Origin of the sequence: Acinetobacter sp. NIPH 1852 (genome assembly GCF_022549455.1) — a bacterium.
GTDB lineage: Bacteria > Pseudomonadota > Gammaproteobacteria > Pseudomonadales > Moraxellaceae > Acinetobacter.
This window is the reverse complement of record NZ_JAKZGG010000018.1, coordinates 16,347-36,797: the sequence shown is the minus strand read 5'-3', so window position 1 is coordinate 36,797 and position 20,451 is coordinate 16,347. Positions and strand designations below refer to the sequence as shown.

20 protein-coding genes are annotated in these 20,451 nt (G+C 38.2%); 14 read left to right on the top strand and 6 right to left on the bottom strand.

The features are described from left to right. Positions 1–85 precede the first annotated feature (85 nt). Positions 86–256 carry a hypothetical protein gene (locus MMO38_RS13370; protein WP_155757132.1) on the top strand — a complete coding sequence of 57 codons (171 nt, stop codon included), beginning with the start codon at positions 86–88 and terminating at the stop codon, positions 254–256. Here MMO38_RS13370 and nadC read toward each other — a convergent pair. Beyond that, on the bottom strand, positions 253–1,098 hold the full coding sequence (gene nadC / locus MMO38_RS13365; protein ID WP_004667934.1) for a carboxylating nicotinate-nucleotide diphosphorylase: 846 nt from the start codon (positions 1,096–1,098) through the stop codon (positions 253–255). The genes MMO38_RS13370 and nadC overlap by 4 nt on opposite strands. 144 nt (positions 1,099–1,242) lie before the next feature. On the opposite strand from nadC, the gene ampD reads away from it, so the two are divergent. Both ampD and murJ read left to right on the top strand, forming a co-directional pair. After that, positions 1,243–1,824 carry a 1,6-anhydro-N-acetylmuramyl-L-alanine amidase AmpD gene (gene ampD, locus MMO38_RS13360; protein WP_004667937.1) on the top strand — a complete coding sequence of 194 codons (582 nt, stop codon included), beginning with the start codon at positions 1,243–1,245 and terminating at the stop codon, positions 1,822–1,824. Positions 1,825–1,897: 73 nt separating this feature from the next. Next, on the top strand, positions 1,898–3,448 hold the full coding sequence (murJ, locus tag MMO38_RS13355; protein WP_241323856.1) for a murein biosynthesis integral membrane protein MurJ: 1,551 nt from the start codon (positions 1,898–1,900) through the stop codon (positions 3,446–3,448). Between the two features lie 56 nt (positions 3,449–3,504). Here the strand turns inward: murJ and MMO38_RS13350 are convergent, their stop codons facing one another. The 5 genes from MMO38_RS13350 to MMO38_RS13330 form a co-directional block, all read right to left on the bottom strand. Beyond that, positions 3,505–4,188: an FKBP-type peptidyl-prolyl cis-trans isomerase gene (locus tag MMO38_RS13350; RefSeq protein WP_241323855.1), complete on the bottom strand. Its 684-nt coding sequence runs from the start codon at positions 4,186–4,188 to the stop codon at positions 3,505–3,507. A gap of 59 nt (positions 4,189–4,247) precedes the next feature. Then, positions 4,248–4,955: an FKBP-type peptidyl-prolyl cis-trans isomerase gene (locus MMO38_RS13345; protein WP_241323854.1), complete on the bottom strand. Its 708-nt coding sequence runs from the start codon at positions 4,953–4,955 to the stop codon at positions 4,248–4,250. A 200-nt stretch (positions 4,956–5,155) separates the two neighbouring features. Next, positions 5,156–7,339: a polysaccharide biosynthesis tyrosine autokinase gene (locus tag MMO38_RS13340; RefSeq protein ID WP_241323853.1), complete on the bottom strand. Its 2,184-nt coding sequence runs from the start codon at positions 7,337–7,339 to the stop codon at positions 5,156–5,158. A gap of 17 nt (positions 7,340–7,356) precedes the next feature. Beyond that, positions 7,357–7,785 (bottom strand): low molecular weight phosphotyrosine protein phosphatase, encoded by a 429-nt coding sequence (locus MMO38_RS13335; RefSeq protein ID WP_241323852.1) that lies wholly within the window; start codon positions 7,783–7,785, stop codon positions 7,357–7,359. Beyond that, positions 7,785–8,867 (bottom strand): polysaccharide biosynthesis/export family protein, encoded by a 1,083-nt coding sequence (locus MMO38_RS13330; RefSeq protein ID WP_241323851.1) that lies wholly within the window; start codon positions 8,865–8,867, stop codon positions 7,785–7,787. The genes MMO38_RS13335 and MMO38_RS13330 overlap by 1 nt, the downstream gene beginning before the upstream one ends. A gap of 316 nt (positions 8,868–9,183) precedes the next feature. Here MMO38_RS13330 and tviB point away from each other — a divergent pair, with 316 nt between their 5' ends. The 11 genes from tviB to MMO38_RS13275 all read left to right on the top strand — a co-directional run bounded on the left by tviB (position 9,184) and on the right by MMO38_RS13275 (position 20,413). Beyond that, the gene (gene tviB, locus MMO38_RS13325; RefSeq protein WP_241323850.1) at positions 9,184–10,461 is read left to right on the top strand and encodes a Vi polysaccharide biosynthesis UDP-N-acetylglucosamine C-6 dehydrogenase TviB; all 1,278 of its coding nucleotides are present in this window, start codon (positions 9,184–9,186) and stop codon (positions 10,459–10,461) included. A gap of 17 nt (positions 10,462–10,478) precedes the next feature. Then, a complete protein-coding gene (locus tag MMO38_RS13320) occupies positions 10,479–11,504 on the top strand; it encodes an NAD-dependent epimerase/dehydratase family protein (RefSeq protein ID WP_241323849.1) in 1,026 nt (341 codons plus the stop codon). 4 nt (positions 11,505–11,508) lie between these two features. After that, the gene (locus MMO38_RS13315) at positions 11,509–12,744 is read left to right on the top strand and encodes an oligosaccharide flippase family protein (protein WP_241323848.1); all 1,236 of its coding nucleotides are present in this window, start codon (positions 11,509–11,511) and stop codon (positions 12,742–12,744) included. Further along, the gene (locus MMO38_RS13310; protein WP_241323847.1) at positions 12,741–13,274 is read left to right on the top strand and encodes an acyltransferase; all 534 of its coding nucleotides are present in this window, start codon (positions 12,741–12,743) and stop codon (positions 13,272–13,274) included. Before MMO38_RS13315 ends, MMO38_RS13310 begins: the two co-directional genes overlap by 4 nt. Next, positions 13,258–14,373 (top strand): glycosyltransferase, encoded by a 1,116-nt coding sequence (locus MMO38_RS13305; RefSeq protein WP_241323846.1) that lies wholly within the window; start codon positions 13,258–13,260, stop codon positions 14,371–14,373. Before MMO38_RS13310 ends, MMO38_RS13305 begins: the two co-directional genes overlap by 17 nt. Before the next feature lie 2 nt (positions 14,374–14,375). Next, positions 14,376–15,521, top strand: coding sequence for a hypothetical protein (locus MMO38_RS13300; protein ID WP_241323845.1), 1,146 nt, complete (start codon positions 14,376–14,378; stop codon positions 15,519–15,521). Between the two features lie 4 nt (positions 15,522–15,525). Beyond that, positions 15,526–16,668 (top strand): glycosyltransferase family 4 protein, encoded by a 1,143-nt coding sequence (locus tag MMO38_RS13295; RefSeq protein ID WP_241323844.1) that lies wholly within the window; start codon positions 15,526–15,528, stop codon positions 16,666–16,668. Further along, on the top strand, positions 16,669–17,280 hold the full coding sequence (locus MMO38_RS13290; protein WP_241323843.1) for a sugar transferase: 612 nt from the start codon (positions 16,669–16,671) through the stop codon (positions 17,278–17,280). Next, positions 17,273–17,926: a NeuD/PglB/VioB family sugar acetyltransferase gene (locus MMO38_RS13285; RefSeq protein ID WP_241323842.1), complete on the top strand. Its 654-nt coding sequence runs from the start codon at positions 17,273–17,275 to the stop codon at positions 17,924–17,926. Before MMO38_RS13290 ends, MMO38_RS13285 begins: the two co-directional genes overlap by 8 nt. A 21-nt stretch (positions 17,927–17,947) precedes the next feature. After that, positions 17,948–19,048 (top strand): Fic family protein, encoded by a 1,101-nt coding sequence (locus MMO38_RS13280; RefSeq protein ID WP_241323841.1) that lies wholly within the window; start codon positions 17,948–17,950, stop codon positions 19,046–19,048. Positions 19,049–19,237: 189 nt separating this feature from the next. Continuing rightward, positions 19,238–20,413 carry a DegT/DnrJ/EryC1/StrS aminotransferase family protein gene (locus tag MMO38_RS13275; RefSeq protein ID WP_241323840.1) on the top strand — a complete coding sequence of 392 codons (1,176 nt, stop codon included), beginning with the start codon at positions 19,238–19,240 and terminating at the stop codon, positions 20,411–20,413. Positions 20,414–20,451: the final 38 nt, after the last annotated feature.

Genomic DNA, 20,451 nt, shown 5'->3' with positions numbered 1-20,451 from the left:
ACTGAGCCTTTGCATACTGTAACAGAGCATGCGAATTTGCCCCATTTTGCTTTGCTATATTGAGGACACTGCAAGAAAAGAGATAATGATGTTACAAGTTTTTTTAATATTTCTCACCGCCGTCACTTTTATTTTAATGGCGATTGACCCACGATCTAGCCAATCGACTGAAGCGAAATCAGCATGGCAAGAGACCGAATCTCAAGCACTGGATTCGCCACAATCGACTCAGCAGCAAAAAGACCAACAGGTTTAAGCATTAAAACGCATAGATAAATCCACAGCGCGAACATCTTTGGTTAAAACACCCATCGAAATGTAATCCACGCCAGTGCTGGCAACTTCACGCAAATTTTCAATGGTGATATTGCCAGAGGCTTCTAATTTACAACGCCCCGCAACATGCTTCACTGCATCAATCATTTGTTGTTGGCTGAAATTATCCAACATCACAATATCAGCACCTGCTTCCAGTGCTTGATTAAGTTCATCCCACGTTTCAACTTCAACTTCGACAGGTTTTCCAGGTGCAATCTGATGCGCTTGAGCAATCGCTTGAACAATACCACCAGCCGCCATAATGTGATTTTCTTTAATCAAAAAGGCATCAAATAAACCAAGACGATGATTTTGACCACCACCCACGGCAACGGCATATTTCTGCGCGATACGTAAACCCGGAAGTGTTTTACGGGTATCAAGCAATTTGGTGTGTAGACCATCGAGCTGTTTCACGTAGCTGGCTGTTTTGGTCGCCACAGCGGAAAGAGTTTGTACAAAGTTTAAAGCTGGGCGCTCCACCGTTAACAAACTACGTGCCGAACCAGCAAGTTTTAAAAAAGCTTCATTAGCCGTAACCACATCGCCTTCTTGTTTTAACCACGTGATTTGTACTGAGCTGTCAAAAGCCTGAATTAAAGCGTTAACCCAAGGTTGACCTGCCAGAACCATATCCTCACGCGTGATAATGGTGGCTGTAGCTTGTTCATCCGCAGGTGAAAGCATGGCGGTAATGTCGCCGTCCCCAATATCTTCTTGTAATGCTTGTTGAATATTGATTTGAATAGATTGTTCAAGCAAAGATTGAGGAATACTCATAGCATTTCCAGTATATTCTGACCAAAAAACGTGTGCATTATATTAGCATCGTCCTCGTAAAAAATAAGTATTTGATCTCGATTATTGCGAATAAAGCATGTCAGAATGGGAAATATTAATATTAAATTGCTGATTCGAGTGACAATGCCGCAATCTAGATTTGCTCAAGTTCGAGATGGAATATTACAAGGTGCAACGCAAATTGCTTCACCTAACTTTAATTCGCGTCCTGCAGAGACGGACATTCAGCTGATCGTGATTCACAATATTAGCTTGCCGCCATCTCAATTTGGTGGGGGTTATATTCAACAATTCTTTCAGAATCAGCTGGATTGGTCGGTACATCCTTATTTTCAAACCATCGAAGGTATGCAAGTTTCAGCGCATCTGCTGATTTTACGCACAGGCGAAGTGATTCAATTTGTCAATTTTAATGATCGGTCTTGGCATGCAGGTCGTTCTAGTTATTTAGCCCAACCAGAATGCAATGATTATTCGATTGGCATTGAGCTAGAGGGTAGTGATGATTTGCCGTTTGAACCACAACAGTATCAGTCACTGGTCGAGGTGGTGCAGATATTACGTCAAGCTTATCCCAAAATCCAAAATCATCTTGCAGGCCATTCTGATATTGCACCTAAACGTAAAACAGATCCGGGTTTACACTTTGATTGGTCGTTGTTCCGTCGTTTGCTAGCGATTCAGGCAAGCTCTAAAAAAACATGATCGAATTTATGATTTCACAACGAAATCTATTTTTACTTTCATTACAATAACGCTTTTGAAAGATAAGCCGTAGGTGAGTGCGATGGCATTGTGGCGATCGACAGTAATTGTCAGTGCAATGACGATGTTATCCCGAGTTCTGGGATTGGTACGTGATATCGTGCTGTTGAATGTATTTGGAGCGGGCAAAGATTTTGATACCTTTGTGGTTGCCTTTCGTATTCCCAACTTTTTTCGGCGTTTGTTTGCTGAAGGGGCATTTTCTCAAGCCTTTATTCCTGTTCTGACGGAATATAAAACCAGTCGCACCCATGCAGAAGTTCAAATTCTGATTAGTCGTGTTTTTGGCTGCTTAATGACGGCAATGACACTGCTCACTTTTGTGGCGATGGTTGCTGCACCTGTGATTATTTATATCTATGCGCCCGGTTTCCATAGCGATACTGAGAAGTTTAACCTTGCTGTTGACCTGTTTCGTCTAACTATCCCTTATCTGATGTTTATGTCACTGACGGCTTTTGCCAGCAGTATTCTAAATAGTTATGGTTCATTTGCTTCACCTGCATTTGCCCCAGTATTGTTGAATATTGCCATGATTGCAGGAGCGTGGTGGTTAACTCCCTATATGGCAGAACCGATCATGGCGCTTGGATGGGCCGTGGTGGTCGCTGGTGTTTTGCAACTGGCCATTCAAATTCCTGAGCTATGGAAGAAAAATTTACTGATACCACCTAAAGTTGATTTTAAACATGAGGGTGTGAATCGTATTTTAAAGCTGATGCTGCCTGCATTATTTGGTGTATCCGTCACGCAAATTAACTTATTGCTGAATACGATCTGGGCATCCTTTATGCAGGATGGTTCAGTGTCATGGCTATACAGTGCAGAACGTATGACTGAACTACCACTGGGATTGATTGGGGTTGCGATCGGGACGGTGATCCTGCCATCACTTTCAGCACGCCATGCTGAACAAGATCAAAGTAAGTTTCGAGGGATGTTGGATTGGGCGGCTAAGATCATCATGTTGGTAGGGATTCCAGCCAGTATTGCTTTATTTATGCTGTCCACACCGATTATTCAAGCGCTGTTTCAACGTGGTGAATTTACTTTAGAAGATACACAAATGACTGCTTTGGCCTTGCAGTGTATGAGTGCTGGTGTGATCTCGTTTATGTTGATTAAGGTGTTTGCCCCAGGTTTCTATGCCCAGCAAGACACCAAAACACCAGTACGGGTCGGGTTAATCGCCGTGGCGACCAATGCGATTTTAAACGTGATATTTATTGGTATCTTTAAGTTGAATGGTTGGCAAGCAGAGCATATGGCGCTGGCGATGGCCTCTTCAGGTTCAGCGTTGGTCAATGCAGGTCTACTTTATTTCTATTTACACAAACGCAATATCTATCGCTTTGGCGCGCATTGGAAAAAACTGGCATTCCAGTTTGCAGTGGCCAATCTCATTATGATTATCGCGTTATGGTATGGCCTTACGTGGTATCAAGGTGAGATTTCTCAATGGCTACGTGTGGCTGAAGTTGCTGGTTTGTGTGTGCTTGGTGTTGTGGCGTATGTGGTCGGATTATTGCTAACAGGATTTAGACCGAGGCATTTAAAGCATTGAATTTGAGCGTTGCCCCCTTTGAACTGCGGATGTCGCAGCTCGAAGGGGATTTTAAATTATTTTATTTCTAGTAATTCAATATCAAAAATTAGGGTGCTATTTGGCCCAATTCCATCACCAGCACCCACCTCACCATAGGCGAGATTGGCTGGGATATAGAAACGGCTTTTACCACCTACCTTCATGGTTTGAACGCCTTCAGTCCAACCTGCGATGACTTGATTCAGTTGAAACTCGACAGGATGGTTGCGTGCGATCGAACTATCAAACACGGTCCCATCAAGTAACCGCCCTTCATAATTGACTTTAACCGTAGAGCTCGCTCTCGGTGATTTACCTTTGCCCGCTTGAAGGGCTTGGTACTGTAAACCTGATCTGGTGGTTACAATATTGGCCTTTTTCGCATTTTCAGCGAGAAAGGCTTTTCCTGTTTGATCATTCTTTTGAGCGATCTCTTGAAATTCAACCAGTTGCTTTGCTTCTATACGTTTTTTATATTGATTAAGCACATTTGCCATGTCTTCATCAGTCAAAGATGCTGCTTTTCCCTGTGTCGCTTCTTTCAAGCCTTGCACGAATGCATTAATATCCAAATCTTTCAGGGTGTTGGCATTGCCTTTACCCATCAAATAACCGTAACTATAACCCAACTGCTCTTGTTGTGGGCTTTTTAAAGTAATCGGTGCTGCATAAGCAGTACCCATCACGGATGTCATTAAAATAAGACTTAATTTTTTCATTATTTCTTCCAAAGTGCTTTTGCAAAAATAAGGGAGAGCACATGCTCTCCCTATATCCGTTATTTTACTGCGATGAGTTCGACATCAAAAACCAAAGTACTATTCGGTGGAATAGAACCAGGCACACCTTGTTCGCCGTAACCTAAGTTGGCAGGAATATAAAGTGTTGCCTTACCGCCTTCTTTCATTAATTGTAAGCCTTCAGTCCAGCCAGGTATAACTTGATTGAGCGGGAATTCGATTGGTTCACCACGGTCATATGAACTATCAAACACAGTGCCATCGGTCAATTGACCTTTATAATGAACTTTGACCACAGACGCAGCCGTTGGTTGTTTACCTGTTCCTGCTGTAATAATTTTATATTGCAACCCAGAGGCTGTGGTTTTCACACCTTCTTTTTTCGCATTTTCAGCTAAGAAGGAGTTACCTGTTGCTTCTGCTTTCTGGGTTGCTTCAATTTGTTTTTGCTGTAATTCTTTTTGGAATTCTACATAAGCAGCTTGTAGTTCTTCCTCGGTGTAGGCAGCAGGTTTTTCTGCATGGCCATCGCGGAAACCAGTGATGAAAGCAGCTGTTTCTAATTCTGGTGGCGTTTGTTTCGCAACTTCATAACCTAAAGCATAACTGATTTTTGCGCCTGGCCCTGCATTTTTGTCTGCTTTTACGCCAAGTTCAGTGGTAGGGTGTTGAGTTGCATAATAAATCGGTATAAGGGCTGCTCCGCCTAAAACGGCTGCGACAATAACAGGTAAAGCTTTACTCATGAGATGTCCAAAGGTGAGATTTTAGTAAAAAATATGGCACTGATCTTAGCATGTCTACGCTTCAGCATTGAATAACTGATCTGAAAAATGCGTGTATTTTTTATAGGGTTTATGTTTATTCAGTTTTGTTATATTTTCAAAATAAGTATAAAAAAGCCAGATCATACGATCTGGCTTTTTAGCTCATGTTTGCAGCTTAATTAATCATCTTTCTGTGCTTTGTAAGCATACGCATAGTTATATCCATAGCCATATCCAGCACTTGCACGTTGAATATCATTGAGAATAAAGCCATTCACTTTAACGCCAGCCTGCTCAAAGCGATTTAAGCTCAGTTCAAGCTCTTTCATTTGTGATTTAGCATAACGAGCAACCAACAAATTGACGCCAACATATTGCGAAATGATAATCCCATCAGTCACTGCCAAAATAGGCGGCGTATCAATAATGATATGATCATATTCGGAACTGAGTTTTTCGAGTAAAGCTTTAAATTGCTCAGAACCAAAAATCTCAGAAGGATTGGTTGGGTTTTTCCCTCGAGTAATCATACTTAAGCCCGCGACTTCAGTTTCATGAATCACTTGACCTAGCTCAGCTTGACTACTCAGCAACTCAGATAAGCCTGGTTTTACGTCTAAATTAAAGTACTTATGCAAATAACCACGACGTAGATCCGCATCAATCAATAAAACCTTTTTATTGCTTTGGGCAAAGATGGTTGCAAGGTTGGTGGAAATAAAAGACTTACCAACCTCAGGTGATGGGCCTGCGATCATAATAATATTATTTTTTTCATTACTCAGTGCAAAATGGATCGCGGTACGAATACTACGTAAGCTTTCAATCGCAATATCATCACTGTTTTTGACTGCAAGAATAGGAATACTCTTCTTCTTCTTCAGAATACTCATGCGCGTTTCTTGAATAGGAGAGTGGGGAACCGTTGCATAGACAGGTAGATCAAGCTCGCGCTCAATTTGGCTTGAATCCTTAATTCCCATACGTAACATATTGCGTAGTAGGGCAATTAAAGTACCAAGGAAGCCACCTAGGAAAATAGCAAGAATAAGGATTTGAAGTTTCTTTGGTTTAATTGGTTCGACGGGCTCAACCGCAGTATCGACAATACGGACATTACCGATCTCACCGGCTTTTGCGATTCTTAACTGCTGGTAAGAGTTTAAAAGAGCCGTATAGAGCTGCGTTTTAACTTCCACTTCACGATACAGCTGCAAATATCGTCTTTGTAAATCTGGCAATTGTTTTAAGGTGTTGTTCAGTTCACCAATCATTTTATTTAATGCGGTAATCTGAGCATTAATCTCACGCATCGCAGGGTGTTCAGCAGTGTATTTGGCAGCGATATCCGCCTGTTGCTGCTGTAATTCAATTTTCTTGGTTTCTAAAGTAATACTTTGCGTCAGGTATAACTCAGACTCTTTGGTGACATCAACAGTATTATATTGTTGGCGGAATTTATTGAATTCGCGCTCAGCCACGTCAAGTTGTTGTTTCAGCTCTGGAAGTTGTTCATCGAGAAATTTAAGTGTTTGTGCAGTTTCTGCAGATTTGCGTGCCACATTTTGTGCGCTATAAGCAGATAGGATTGCATTGAGTACTTTGGTAATGTGTTCTTTGTCTTGGCCTTGATAACTAAGACCCAATATACCAGTCAACTTGCCTTTTTCAGCAACAGAATAATTTGCACTGATGGCGCTAACAGCAGTTGGTAAAGATCGTTTTAGGATCTCATAATCTGTATTGAATTGGTCTTTTGTGGCGATGTTGATTTTCCATACACCATAACGATTTGACAGTTGATTAAGCTGATTTAACGGTGCTGTTAATAGGATTTCATCGGTTTTGCTATCGATTAATTGGAGTTTTCCTTCGTTTAACTTTAAACGTAGCGTTTTATCGAGGAAGTTTTGTGGCACCTCAAACTGACGAAATTCAAGTGCTTTTTCAGCGTCACGGAAAATGACCGCTTTGGGTAAGTACTCTGTGGCATAACTGGGTTTGCTGAGTAAACGCTGAGCAAAAGTATCTTCGACACTGGAAATACTGAGGTCAAGGTGCAATGCTTCAATCACTGAACCTAACACTAAGCGTGATTTTAAGATTTCGATCTCAGATTGAGCAGGAGACTTTTGATCGATCATTTGTGAAAGATCACCCAACAGCGCAGCAGAAGCACCTTTGCTGTTTTCAACCTGTACTAGGGCATCAACTGCGTATGTATTTGGTGTCGTGCGCAAATACAATAATGCACATACAAGACTCAGGATGACGCATAGCGCAATAAGCTTCCATTGCGCGAGCAAGGAGAAGAACAGTTCTTTTAGGTCAATTGTATCTTCAGTATTGGTATTTTGGCTCATAATCTTAAATCTAAAAGTTAAATGTAATTTTTCCAATCAGTCACACACTGCTGAATCAGCTGGCATGTACTATCAAAAAAAGCTTGATCGTGTTGATAGGGATCAGACACATTTTTATTTTGCCAATGTCCGAGGCGGAAGACTTTACCTTTAGCAAAGGGCCAGGTCTGCTCAATATGTTTTTGCTGATTTTGGCTCATCACCAACACCAAATCCGCTTTTTTAAGATGCTCTGTGGTGAGTTTTTTGGCGATATGTGCACTCATGTCAATATTGAGTGTGCGCATACAGTATTGCGCTTTTTCATCCGCTGGATGGCCAGTCAGACCAGCGATACCAGCAGACTCAATATCGAGCTGGGGATGAGCTTGTTTCAGCAAATACTCTGCCATCGGGCTGCGACAGATATTTCCCACACAAATCACCAAAATACTTTTAATCTGCATCAGTTCCCCAAACGATCAATATTATATAAGGCGTTGGAGAAAGGAATGACTTGATTGATGACACGTTGCCAGCGTGTCAAACCTGTTGCATCAACATACACAATATCATTGCTATGTAACTTAAATTGGTTGGCCAAGCCAAAATCACCCAAGCTCATCAGGTTCATATGATAGAGCGCGGTACTACGATCATTTGGATTGCTTCTCAATACATAGATACGGCTGGCGCTGGCAGAATTAGGATTGATCCCTAAACTTTCACCTAAGGCATCACTGAGGGTCATGCCTTGATCACGCATCGGTAAGGCTTGGTTTTTACCTGATTCACCCATCACATAAACCTTTTGATTTTCCCGAGTGCTGACATAAATGGTGTCATTGGGCTGAACTAAAAGCTTGTGCAGTGAATAGCCAGATTTTTCAAGCTCAATGGTGTTGAGGTCGTAGGTTTGGCCATTGCGAATCAGCTGAATATAGGTATTCGCCCCTTTATCATTGATACCACCTGCCATACCGAGAGCCGTGTAAATACTGGTAGGTTGGTCATTTAAATAGAACTGTCCACCTTTGAGCACGCTACCTTGAACTGAATAACGTTGCCCTTGATAGGACAAAACACGAACAATAACATCTGGGTTTTTTAAATAACGTGTGAACTGGCTTCTCAGCTCTGTATTCAGTTGAGCCAAGCTTTTCCCAGCAGCTTTATAGCGTCCGACTAAGGGAAGTTGAATATAACCGCTCGCATCAATCGGGTAACCACTTGCTTTAAGATCAGCAGTGTTGCCAGTAATTTCAGGATATGCCCAGAGCTGAATCGACAGTACATCACCTGAACTCAAGCGATACACTTGTTGTTGTTTTTGAAATAGCGCTTTGTAGTCGTGTTGATAGTCAACTTGTGCTGGCTGTACCGCAGCTAAGTTTTCTTGCTCAATTTTGATGACATTCACAGTTGTTCCAAGATCGGTGGTATAGACCCCTTCAGTTGGAATGTCATGCGTTTGCAAACCTGAGGTAACAGCACAACTTGCAGCAGCAATACTAATGGTAAGAATAGAAAAAAGCTGATAGTACTTCACACACGACCCTTGGATTATTTATATCTAATTAATATCAGTTGCCAAAAACGGATTCGTCTTGAGGCCCAGAATTTGTCCAATTCTAGCTGAAAAGTAGCAAAAAAGCATTGCGAAATCTATCGGCTTTGTATGTTTAGTATTTCTAAAAAGAAATCCACATAAGTGAGCTTTCGACTAAAATGTGAACCAGTACACAGCTTGTTAACACATTCATACAATTGCAATGTGGCTGTTATAAATATTCTGATATAGTACGCGCAAATATTCACGACTGTTATATACACAGCAAAAAATTGTAAGGAATAAGGCTTTATTTATGCTAACACTTGCCGAATTAAAAATAGCAATTATTGGTTTAGGCTATGTCGGATTACCACTAGCCGTGGAGTTTGGGAAAAAAGTTCCAGTTGTTGGTTTTGATATCCATCAAAAACGTGTAGATGAACTTAAGAGCGGGCATGATCATACTTTAGAAGTTTCGTCTGACGAACTAAAACAAGCAGAGCATTTGACTTATACGGCAAATCTAGATGATTTAAAAGACTGTAATTTTTTTATTGTCACCGTGCCTACACCGATTGATGATTATAAACAGCCTGATTTAACACCTTTAATTAAAGCTTCAACCAGTATCGGTAAAGTGCTAAAAAAAGACGATATCGTAGTCTATGAGTCTACTGTTTATCCAGGTGCGACCGAAGAAACCTGTATTCCAGTGTTAGAACAAGTGTCTGGCCTGAAATTTAATCAGGACTTTTTTGCAGGTTATAGTCCTGAGCGAATCAATCCGGGCGATAAACTACATCGTGTCACCAATATTTTAAAAATTACATCTGGTTCTACGGCAGAAATAGCTGACTTTGTTGATCAGGTTTATAACTTGGTTATTGAGGCTGGAACACATAAAGCACCGAGTATTAAGGTGGCTGAAGCGGCTAAGGTGATTGAAAACACGCAGCGTGATGTCAATATTGCATTGATCAATGAATTGGCTGTGATCTTTAACAAGATGGGTATTGATACCGAAGCAGTACTTGAGGCTGCTGGAACTAAATGGAACTTCTTACCATTCCGCCCAGGTTTAGTAGGCGGGCACTGTATTGGGGTTGATCCATACTACCTAACCCATAAAGCTCAAGCAATTGGTTATCACCCTGAAATTATTCTTGCTGGTCGTCGTTTAAATGACAATATGGGAGCTTATGTTGTAACCCAGTTAGTCAAAGGAATGATAAAAAAGAAAATACAGGTAGAAGGAGCAAAAGTCCTCATCTTAGGTTTGAGTTTTAAAGAAAACTGTCCAGATATTCGTAATACAAAAATTATCGATATCGTGACTGAGTTAAAAGAATACCAGACACAGGTCGATGTGTATGATCCGTGGGTTGATCGTGCAGAAGCTGAGCATGAATACGGGATTACACCAGTTCAGTCAGTTGAAGAAAATACTTATGATGCTGTGATTTTAGCAGTTGCGCATGAGCAGTTTAAAGAAATGGGCGCTGCTGCTATCCGTGCTTTAGGTAAAAACAATCATGTTTTATACGACTTGAAATATGTTTTATCCCAAGCAGAATCGGATATCCGTTTATAAGTTATAAGGAAACAAGAATGAGCCAATATCAAACAGTATGTGAGCAGTTAAAACAATCTCCAAAAACATGGTTAATTACGGGAGTTGCGGGTTTTATTGGCTCAAATTTATTAGAGACACTATTAAAATTAGATCAAAAAGTAGTTGGTTTAGATAACTTTGCAACAGGCCATCAGTATAACTTAGACGAAGTACAAGGCTTAGTTAGTGCTGAGCAATGGTCAAGATTTGCATTTATCCAAGGCGATATTCGTAGTATTGAAGACTGCCAAAAGGCTTGTACAAATGTGGATTATGTGTTGCATCAAGCTGCTTTAGGTTCAGTTCCGCGCTCTATTGCTGATCCAATTACAACGAATGCAGCAAATATTACAGGTTTTCTAAATATGCTCGTTGCTGCTCGTGATGCACAAGTGAAAAGCTTCACTTATGCAGCAAGTAGTTCGACTTACGGTGATCATCCAGCTTTGCCAAAAGTGGAAGAAAATATTGGTAATCCGCTTTCACCTTATGCGGTGACGAAGTATGTCAATGAACTCTATGCAGATGTATTTGCGCGTACTTATGGGTTTAAAACGATAGGGTTGCGTTATTTTAATGTATTTGGTCAGCGGCAAGACCCGAATGGTGCTTATGCAGCAGTGATTCCAAAGTGGACTGCGGCCATGATTGCTGGTGATGATGTTTTCATTAATGGTGATGGTGAAACCAGTCGTGATTTCTGTTTTATTGAAAACACGGTTCAGGCCAATGTTCTGGCAGCCGCTACGCAAAATGATGAAGCTAAAAATCAGGTTTATAATGTGGCAGTGGGCGACCGTACGACTCTAAATGATTTATTTAATGCCATTAAAGCTGCGTTAAATGAAAATGGTGTGACATATACGAAAGAGCCTGTATATCGTGATTTTCGTGCTGGCGATGTTCGACATTCTCAAGCTAGTATTGAAAAGATTAAAAGTTTACTGGGATATAGCCCAGAATTTGTAATTGCGCAAGGAATTGATCAAGCAATGCCTTGGTATACAAAGTTTTTGAAATAAAGCCATGTCAATTAAGAAAAATATTGGTTTTTTAATTGGAGGGACTGCATTAGCTCAATTATTTACTTTTGGCATCTCTCCTATTTTAACTCGCCTATATACTCCAAAGTCATTTGGAGTATTAGGTATCGTGTTAGCAGCTAGTAGTATTATAGCTGTTTTTGCTCATTTAAGACTAAATTTAGCTATTGCACAAAGCAATAATATAAATGAAGCTAATATAATACTAAAAACTTCCATATTTTTTTCGATTCTACTATGTTTTTTATCTTCTATCGTTCTTATTGTAAGTAATATTATATTTGATAATTCATATACTTTAATTATAGTAATCTTTATTTTTTTAATTTCATTGGCAAATGTTTTAATAGATATATTCAATTATTGGCAAAGTTACAGAAACAGACATTCACTAAATGCACGAAATAGCATTTTTAGATCTTTATTAACTGGATTTACCCAAATAATATTAGGAACCATAACAAATTTCGGCCTCATATTTGGAGTATTGATAGGAGGTATAGGCTCGTTAGCTTTATTTTTAAAAGAATATATGAGTTTAGATAATAAAAAAGGTAATAGTATATTAAGCAATAAAAAGATAAGTTTTGTTTTAAAGAAATATAAAGACTTTCCACTCTATAGTATGCCACAAGGGTTTATTGCATCTGCAAGTTTAAACTCAGTGCCTCTTATGTTAGGGGCATCGTTTGGGATTGCCGTTGCAGGTCAATATTGGTTAGCTTACCGAATTTTATTAGCACCGATAGCATTGATTGGAGGTGCATATCGACAAGTATTACATCCAATATTTTCTAATAAAAAAATAAATATAATTGAAAAGAAAAAAATTTGTAATACTCACACTATTCTTTTGATTTTATTTATTATACCTATGGTAATAGGAGGGGTTTTTTATTTAGAGAATATATTTGTTTTTTTATTTGGGTTAGAGTGGGGGGTAGCTGGATTATTTGCGGGATGGTTAGTTTTATGTTTTAGTTTAGATATAATTAAAGTCCCAATGACTTGCTTGGCATTAAGTAATAATTTACAGAAAGACTTGCTTATTTCGGAAATTATACTTGGTATTTTAAGGTTTTTGACTATATTAATATCATTGAGTTATAAAGATTCAGTATTTAGTATAAAGATGTTTGCGTTGGTAAGTATGATTTTTACAATATTAAATATTATTTATATAAATTTTAAGATTCCTTCAAGAAGGATGAAGTTATGAGAAACTTATTTAAAATAATTTTTGATTTATTTTTGTATATTCGTTTAGGTAGTATTGGGTATGCCAGAAAAAAAGGTGTTTCAATTGGTAAAAATTGTCGAATTTATATTAAATCCTGGGGATCGGAACCTTTTTTAATAAAAATTGGTAATAATGTTACTATTACTTCTGGAGTAAGATTGATTACTCATGACGGTAGTGTAGGATTATATGAAAAAGATGGGTATAGATATCAATATTATAAGAATATTGATATTGGAAATAATGTGTTTATAGGCGTCAACTCGATAATTATGCCTGGAGTGAAAGTAGGTAGTAATGTGATTATTGGTGCAGGTAGTATCGTAACAAAAAATATAGAATCAAATGCAGTCGTAGCAGGAAATCCTGCTAAATATATTTGCAGTTATAAAGATTATGAAAAAAAAGTAAGAAACAGAGCAATAACAGAAAAAGAATTAAAAAACTGTAAAAGCTATTATGATAAAGTTATAAAAGCTATTGAGTTGTGTGATGGAAAGAAAGATTAAAAGTTACTTATTTGTTAGCCCTACAGCTGTTTTAGGTGGGGCCGAGCGTGTTATGTTTAACTTAATGTTAAGTTTGCTTGAAGACGGACATGTCGTTATATTTGTTTGCATGTCAAGAGGTAAACAGTCAGGATGGGATGAAGTTTTAAAATATAAAAGCTTCTATCCCTATTTTAAAGAATACCCCTCTGAAAAAACATCTATATTTCCTTTCATAAAATTTATATATAAAATATGCCGTGAGCAAGATATTCATCTTACCTTTTCTTCTCATACTCACGTTAATGGCCTTCTGAGTTTTTTAAGAAAAATTAAAATTTTAAATACAGAATATTTGATTTCGAGAGAGTCAACAGTTATTTTTGATAGATTTTTTGGGATTTGGCGTTATATTTTTTTATTTATATATAAGTTTATGTATGGAAAGCAAGATCTTTTAATTAATCAAACTGACTATATGCAATCACAACTAATTAAAAGCTTAGGAAAAGTACCATGTAAAAAAATAAAAGTATTAGATAATCCTGTAAATCTTAATTATATCAATTTAAAATTGAAGGAAACTTATAATATAAATTATAATTCATCAAAGAAAATCATAGTTGGATGTGGTCGTTTTATTCCCTTAAAGAAATTTGATAATTTAATATTAGCATTTTCAAAAATGGAAAAAAGAGAAAATTATGTTCTTATCTTAATTGGAGATGGACCTGAACGTTCTAATTATGAAAGAATTATTGAGAAGAATAATTTGAGTGAAAGTGTTATTTTTACGGGAAAAATTTCAAACCCATTATCCATATTTTCTATTTCTGAAATTGGTGTGATTTCATCAGAAATAGAGGGATTTCCTAATGTTTTATTAGAAATGATGGCATCAGGTACAAAAAAAATTATTTCTACCCCATGTAGTCCTGGTGTTATGAAATTACCAGATATATATCTGACAAAAAGTTACAGTGTTGATGATATTTTATTCACTTTAAATAGTTTAGCTGACTGTAGTCAATCAAACCATCTTAGATATAAAGAATATATAAAATCTCATAGGAGTTCTGAAATTTTTATTAAAAAAATATATAGAGAAGTAGGGATATAAATATGGATTTTATAGTAATAGACAATTATATATGGCCTCCAATTTTATTTATTTTTTTTATTATTGTGTCTTTGAAGTTGGGGTATTTTTTTAAAATTAGTTTTAAAGTTAGTTTAGCATTGTTTTTATGGCATGCTATATTTGGTTTGCTATACTTTTGGTTTGCATTAACTTTTGGAGCAGATTCGAATAAATATTATTTTAGAGCTTTAAATGATCCTTTCGTTGAAATAAATTTAGGTACTTCTTTTATTGTACTATTGACGCGGTTTCTTCATAATTTTCTAGGCTTAGGATTTCTTGATCAGTTTCTTATTCATGGATTTATTGGATATATAGGTTTACTTGCATTTGCTGGTGCAATAAGACAGGCTATTTGGAATAAAACAAGAACTATAAAGTTATTAGGCTGGCTTTTAGTATTCTTACCATCGGTAAGTTTTTGGACCTCTGGACTTGGAAAAGATGCCATTTCTTTTATGAGTATAGGACTAGTTTTATGGGCTGCACTTGATTTTAAAAATAGAAAATTTTTATTGTTTTTTGCAATTATATGCATGTTTATTGTACGTCCCCATATTGCCGTTGTTATCTTAATTGCGTTCATCTTTTCTTTAGTTTTTGATAAGCGTATCAATATTTATTCTAAAATCTTTTTTGGTATTTTTTCATTATCAGGTGCAGCTATTATTTTACCAATTATGCTCAATTATATTGGTCTATCTGAAGCAAATGATTTGTCTGATGTCGATAGTTATGTTGATAAGCGACAGAATAGTAATTTAAGTGGTGGAAGTAGTCTTGACCTTACCTCCATGAGCTTGCCTACACAAATGATAACTTATTTATTTCGACCTTTACCTTTTGAAGCTTCTACAATATTTGCACTTTTAGCTTCATTAGATAATGTTATTTTACTGATTTTAACAATTATGGGTGTATTCTCTTTTATTAGTAGGAATACTCCTTCAATAGAGTCTAATCGAATTTTTTTATGGGTTTATTTCTTTATTTGTTTGTCTGTTTTAGCCATGACTACAGCTAATTTGGGTATTGCTATGAGACAAAAATGGATGTTTGTTCCAGTATTTATCTTCTTATTGCTTAGTATTATCGGATCTAAAACTAAAAAAAATATGAAGGTATAATGCATTGAATTTTATTATCATTTCTAGCTTCCTCCCTTCTGTATTAAACTTCCGTGGAAAGTTACTCGAAGCGATCCATCAGCAGGGCTATGAAATCCATATTATTGCACCTGATTTGCCTTCTTTCCCTACCGAGCATGAAAAGCTCTTAGATTTAGGTTATTACGTACATGAAGTTGCTATGCAGCGTACAGGAACCAACCCGGTAGCAGACTTAAAAGCCTTAGGGAGCCTGTATACGCTTATAAAAAAAATCAAACCTGATTATATTCTATCTTATACCATCAAGCCGGTTATATATGGGACACTGGCTGCATGGCTGGCAAAAGTACCGCATCGCTATGCCTTAATTACAGGTTTAGGCTATGCATTTCAAAATGTAGAAACTCAGACTAAGCGTAGTATTTTCCAAAAACTAGTTCATGGCTTATACCAGCAGGCATTATCGCGCAGCCATAAGGCATTTTTCCAAAACCCGGATGACTTAAAGCTTTTTCAAGATTTAAAGCTTGTAAACGCTCAAATACCTACAGTGGTCGTGAATGGTTCCGGGGTCAATGTTGCCGACTTTAATGTATTGCCTTTGCCTGTAACGGCTGATCAAAAAATTAAAATATCCTTTTTACTGATTGCACGTTTACTGGTAGATAAAGGCGTCCATGAATATGCCGAAGCAGCAAAAATCATCAAACATAAATATCCGCATGTAGAGTTTAATCTGGTGGGCTGGATCGATGAAAATCCGTCAGCCATTGCTCAGCAAGAACTGGATCAGTGGATAGCCAGTAATACATTAAACTACTGGGGGAAATTATCCGATGTTCGTCCTGCAATTGCAGAGAGTTCAGTTTATGTCTTGCCGTCCTATCGTGAAGGTACACCCCGTACAGTTTTAGAAGCTATGGCAATGGGTCGGGCAATTATTACCACCGATGCGCCTGGTTGTCGTGAAACTGTTACCGATGGCGATAACGGATTTCTGGTTGAAGTAAAATCCGTAGAAAGTTTAGTAAAAGCAATGGAAAAACTGATTATTCAGCCAGAGCTTATCGCTAAAATGGGAAGTCGCTCCCGAGAAATTGCACTTCATAAGTATGATGTACATCAGGTAAACGCACATATGCTGCAAGAAATGGGTTTAATCTAAATGTTAAAACGCTTACTCGATATTATCATTGCTTCCATTGCCCTGATCCTGCTTTCACCGCTCTATGCTTTCGTGGCCTATAAAGTACGAAAAAATCTGGGTTCTCCGGTCTTGTTTCGCCAAGTACGCCCTGGTTTACATGGTAAGCCTTTTGAAATGATCAAGTTCCGCACTATGAAAGATGCGGTGGATGAGCAGGGCAATCCACTTCCGGACAGTGAACGTCTAACGCCTTTTGGTCAAATGCTGCGCTCCACCAGTCTGGATGAAATGCCGGAACTATGGAATGTGATTAAAGGTGATATGAGCATTGTTGGCCCACGCCCATTGCTGATGGAATACCTGCCGCTTTACAGCCCTGAACAGGCCAAACGCCATGACGTGCGCCCGGGTATGACCGGTCATGCACAGGTCAATGGCCGCAATGCCATAGGCTGGGAAGAGAAGTTCAAGCTGGATACCTGGTATGTGGAAAATCGATCCACTTGGCTCGACTTTAAAATCATGTTTAAAACCGTACATAAAGTTTTAGCAAAAGAGGATATCAGTGCCGAGGGTGAAGCGACCATGACCAAATTTACCGGTACAAAAACGGACAAAATTCATGATTGAAATCTATGCCGTGTATGGTGCTTCAGGTTGTGGCCGAAGCTTGATGCCTGTGGCTCGCCAGCAATTACAGCGGCAGAATATAAATGCCGAAATCTATTTTATTGATGATAGCTTGATCGAAGAAATAACGGTTAATGGGCATACAGCCTTAAATTACGCAGCATTTAAAAATCTAAAGGCGGATAGAAAGACAGTTCTCATTGCGATTGCCAATAGTCAGATCCGTGAAAAAATAGCGATAAAACTTGAACAAGATGCAATTGAGCTCTGGACGGTTCAGGCAGATAATGTCGTACGTATGGATGACATTGAGATTGCCCTAGGTGCAGCCCTGAGTCCGTTTGTAACCATCACTTCTAATATCAAGATTGGTAAATGTTTTCACGCCAATCTCTACAGTTATATTGAGCATGACTGTGTCATTGGTGACTATGTCACTTTTGCTCCCGGCGTGAAATGTAATGGCAATATCCATATTGAAGATCATGCTTATATTGGTACTGGTGCGGTGATTAAACAGGGAGCACCTGACAAGCCTTTGGTCATAGGAAAAGGTGCGATTGTGGGCATGGGTGCTGTGGTCACCAAGAGTGTTCCGCCTGGTGTAACAGTGGTTGGCAATCCTGCACGGATTTTAGAGAAATAAGTATTCTTAGGTTTGAAATATATGAGCCATTTTCCTTTGCTTCCTCACATTGGGGATGTTGAAAGTAAGGTTGTATTGAAAAAAGCAGCCAAGGCACATCAAGCACTTGCTGAGCTGAAAGGTGTGGTTGCGAGTATTCCTAATCAGGCAATTTTATTGAATACACTTTCGTTGCAAGAGGCAAAAGATAGTTCCGCGATTGAAAATATTATTACTACGCAAGATGATCTATACCAAAGTGATAGTTCAACACAGCAGTTTCTTAGTCTTGCGGCTAAAGAAGTGCATAGTTATGCAATAGCATTAAGAAATGGTTTTGAACAAGTATTATCTACAGGGCTGTTGACGGAAAGACATATTTTAGAGATTCAGATATGTATTGAAGAAAATAATGCAGGCTATCGTACACAAGCTGGGACAGTGCTAAAGAATAAGAAAACAGGAGAAATTGTTTATGAACCTCCTCAACATTCTGATGCAATTATTCAATACATGCGTAATCTTGAGCAGTTTATCAATGATGATGAACTTTGTGACTGGGATGATCTCGTGAAGATGGCTGTTATTCATCATCAGTTTGAGAGTATTCATCCTTTCTATGACGGTAATGGGCGCACAGGACGGATTATTAATATTTTATTCCTCGTAAAGCAAGGTTTACTTGGTTTACCCATTCTCTATCTTTCTCGTTATATCAATACTCATAAAGTCGTTTACTATGATCTATTGCAACAGGTTCGGGATCATGGAAAATGGGAGGAGTGGATACTTTTTATGCTAGATGCAATTGAACAGACTTCACGTCAAACAACGATTTTAGTGTCTAAAATACGAGATTTAATGCAACATCATAAGATCTTGCTGCGTGATCAATTGCCTAAGATTTATAGTCAAGATTTGATCAATAATATGTTTTGTCATCCATATACAAAAATTGATTTTGTCGTCAATGAGCTACAGGTGACACGTCAAACAGCTTCTCGCTATTTGGATGATATTGTCGAGATTGGCTTATTATCAAAACATAAGATTGGTAAAGATAACTATTATCTAAATGATGATTTATATAATCTACTTTTAGCTGTCGGAGAAAAAATACCTTCTTCTCGCAAAGATGGATAATGTTTGATTCAATAAAATAAGTGACATGTTAAGAAAATCCCATTTTCTTAACATGAGAGCAAGAACATGTTAAGAAAATCCCTTTTTTTTAACATGAGGGTAAGAGCGTGTTAAGAAAAATCCATTTTTTTAACACGAACAGGCAATCGCTGAAATATAAATGTTAATTGGAAAACATAGAGGGTAATCATGTTAAACACAGCATTTGAACCATGGCCGAGTTTTACTCAACAAGAAGCCGATGCCGTATCGAGAGTATTGCTTTCAAACAAAGTAAACTATTGGACAGGGCAAGAATGCCGTGAGTTTGAGAAAGAGTTTGCCACCTTTTCAGGAACACAATTTGCTGTGGCATTGGCGAATGGAACTGTTGCATTGGATGTCGCGCTCAAAGCCCTAAACATCGGTGCAGGGGACGATGTAATCGTAACGTCTCGAACTTTCCTTGCTTCAGCAAGCTCGATCGTGACCGCAGGAGCAAACCCAATTTTTGCGGATGTTGAATTAGATTCTCAAAATATATCTAGACGGACTATCGAAGCCGTTTTGACACCAAATACCAAAGCCATTATTTGTGTGCACTTGGCAGGTTGGATGTGTGATATGGATCCGATTATGCAGCTTGCTGAAGAAAAAGGTTTATACGTCATTGAAGATTGTGCTCAAGCACATGGCGCACAATATAATGGTAAACCCGCTGGATCAATTGGTCATATTTCAGCTTGGTCATTTTGCCAAGATAAAATTATGACGACAGGGGGCGAAGGCGGTATGGTCACCACCAATGATAAAAGTCTTTGGAAGAAAATGTGGTCTTATAAAGATCATGGCAAAAGCTTTGACAGTATTTATAACAAACAGCACCCACCAGGTTTTCGTTGGTTACATGATTCATTTGGAACCAACTGGCGTATGATGGAAATGCAAGCCGTGATTGGTCGAATTCAATTAACACGAATGCTTGAATGGACTAAAAATAGAACCCAAAATGCAGAGAAAATATTCAAGGCATTTGAAAACTCTCCGTACTTCACGGTACATCGACCAGCAGATAACTATGTACACGCGCACTATAAATGTTATGTACAGATAAATTTGGATGCGCTGCCTGAAGGGTGGTCGCGTGATCGAGTGATGCATGAAATCAATGCTCAACAAGTGCCGTGCTTTAGCGGTTCATGTTCAGAGGTTTATTTAGAACATGCTTTTGATAATACGCCTTGGCGACCCGCTGAACGTTTGAAAAATGCAAAGCAACTTGGTGAAACAAGTTTAATGTTTCTGGTTCATCCTAATTTGAGTGAAGAAAGTTTGATAAAAACTGTAGATGCTATTCAAAAAATACAAGCAGCTATAGCCAGTTAAAATCAGTAACTAATCAATAGAAAATAGCAGGATATGAG

Excerpts from the sequence above, each read along its gene's own strand:
- MMO38_RS13370 (WP_155757132.1), top strand. The coding sequence starts at position 86 with ATGATGTTACAAGTTTTTTTAATATTTCTCACCGCCGTCACTTTTATT.
- nadC (WP_004667934.1), bottom strand. The coding sequence starts at position 1,098 with ATGAGTATTCCTCAATCTTTGCTTGAACAATCTATTCAAATCAATATT.
- ampD (WP_004667937.1), top strand. The coding sequence starts at position 1,243 with ATGCCGCAATCTAGATTTGCTCAAGTTCGAGATGGAATATTACAAGGT.
- MMO38_RS13350 (WP_241323855.1), bottom strand. The coding sequence starts at position 4,188 with ATGAAAAAATTAAGTCTTATTTTAATGACATCCGTGATGGGTACTGCT.
- MMO38_RS13345 (WP_241323854.1), bottom strand. The coding sequence starts at position 4,955 with ATGAGTAAAGCTTTACCTGTTATTGTCGCAGCCGTTTTAGGCGGAGCA.
- MMO38_RS13340 (WP_241323853.1), bottom strand. The coding sequence starts at position 7,339 with ATGAGCCAAAATACCAATACTGAAGATACAATTGACCTAAAAGAACTG.
- MMO38_RS13335 (WP_241323852.1), bottom strand. The coding sequence starts at position 7,785 with ATGCAGATTAAAAGTATTTTGGTGATTTGTGTGGGAAATATCTGTCGC.
- tviB (WP_241323850.1), top strand. The coding sequence starts at position 9,184 with ATGCTAACACTTGCCGAATTAAAAATAGCAATTATTGGTTTAGGCTAT.
- MMO38_RS13320 (WP_241323849.1), top strand. The coding sequence starts at position 10,479 with ATGAGCCAATATCAAACAGTATGTGAGCAGTTAAAACAATCTCCAAAA.
- MMO38_RS13315 (WP_241323848.1), top strand. The coding sequence starts at position 11,509 with ATGTCAATTAAGAAAAATATTGGTTTTTTAATTGGAGGGACTGCATTA.
- MMO38_RS13310 (WP_241323847.1), top strand. The coding sequence starts at position 12,741 with ATGAGAAACTTATTTAAAATAATTTTTGATTTATTTTTGTATATTCGT.
- MMO38_RS13305 (WP_241323846.1), top strand. The coding sequence starts at position 13,258 with ATGGAAAGAAAGATTAAAAGTTACTTATTTGTTAGCCCTACAGCTGTT.
- MMO38_RS13300 (WP_241323845.1), top strand. The coding sequence starts at position 14,376 with ATGGATTTTATAGTAATAGACAATTATATATGGCCTCCAATTTTATTT.
- MMO38_RS13290 (WP_241323843.1), top strand. The coding sequence starts at position 16,669 with ATGTTAAAACGCTTACTCGATATTATCATTGCTTCCATTGCCCTGATC.
- MMO38_RS13285 (WP_241323842.1), top strand. The coding sequence starts at position 17,273 with ATGATTGAAATCTATGCCGTGTATGGTGCTTCAGGTTGTGGCCGAAGC.
- MMO38_RS13280 (WP_241323841.1), top strand. The coding sequence starts at position 17,948 with ATGAGCCATTTTCCTTTGCTTCCTCACATTGGGGATGTTGAAAGTAAG.
- MMO38_RS13275 (WP_241323840.1), top strand. The coding sequence starts at position 19,238 with ATGTTAAACACAGCATTTGAACCATGGCCGAGTTTTACTCAACAAGAA.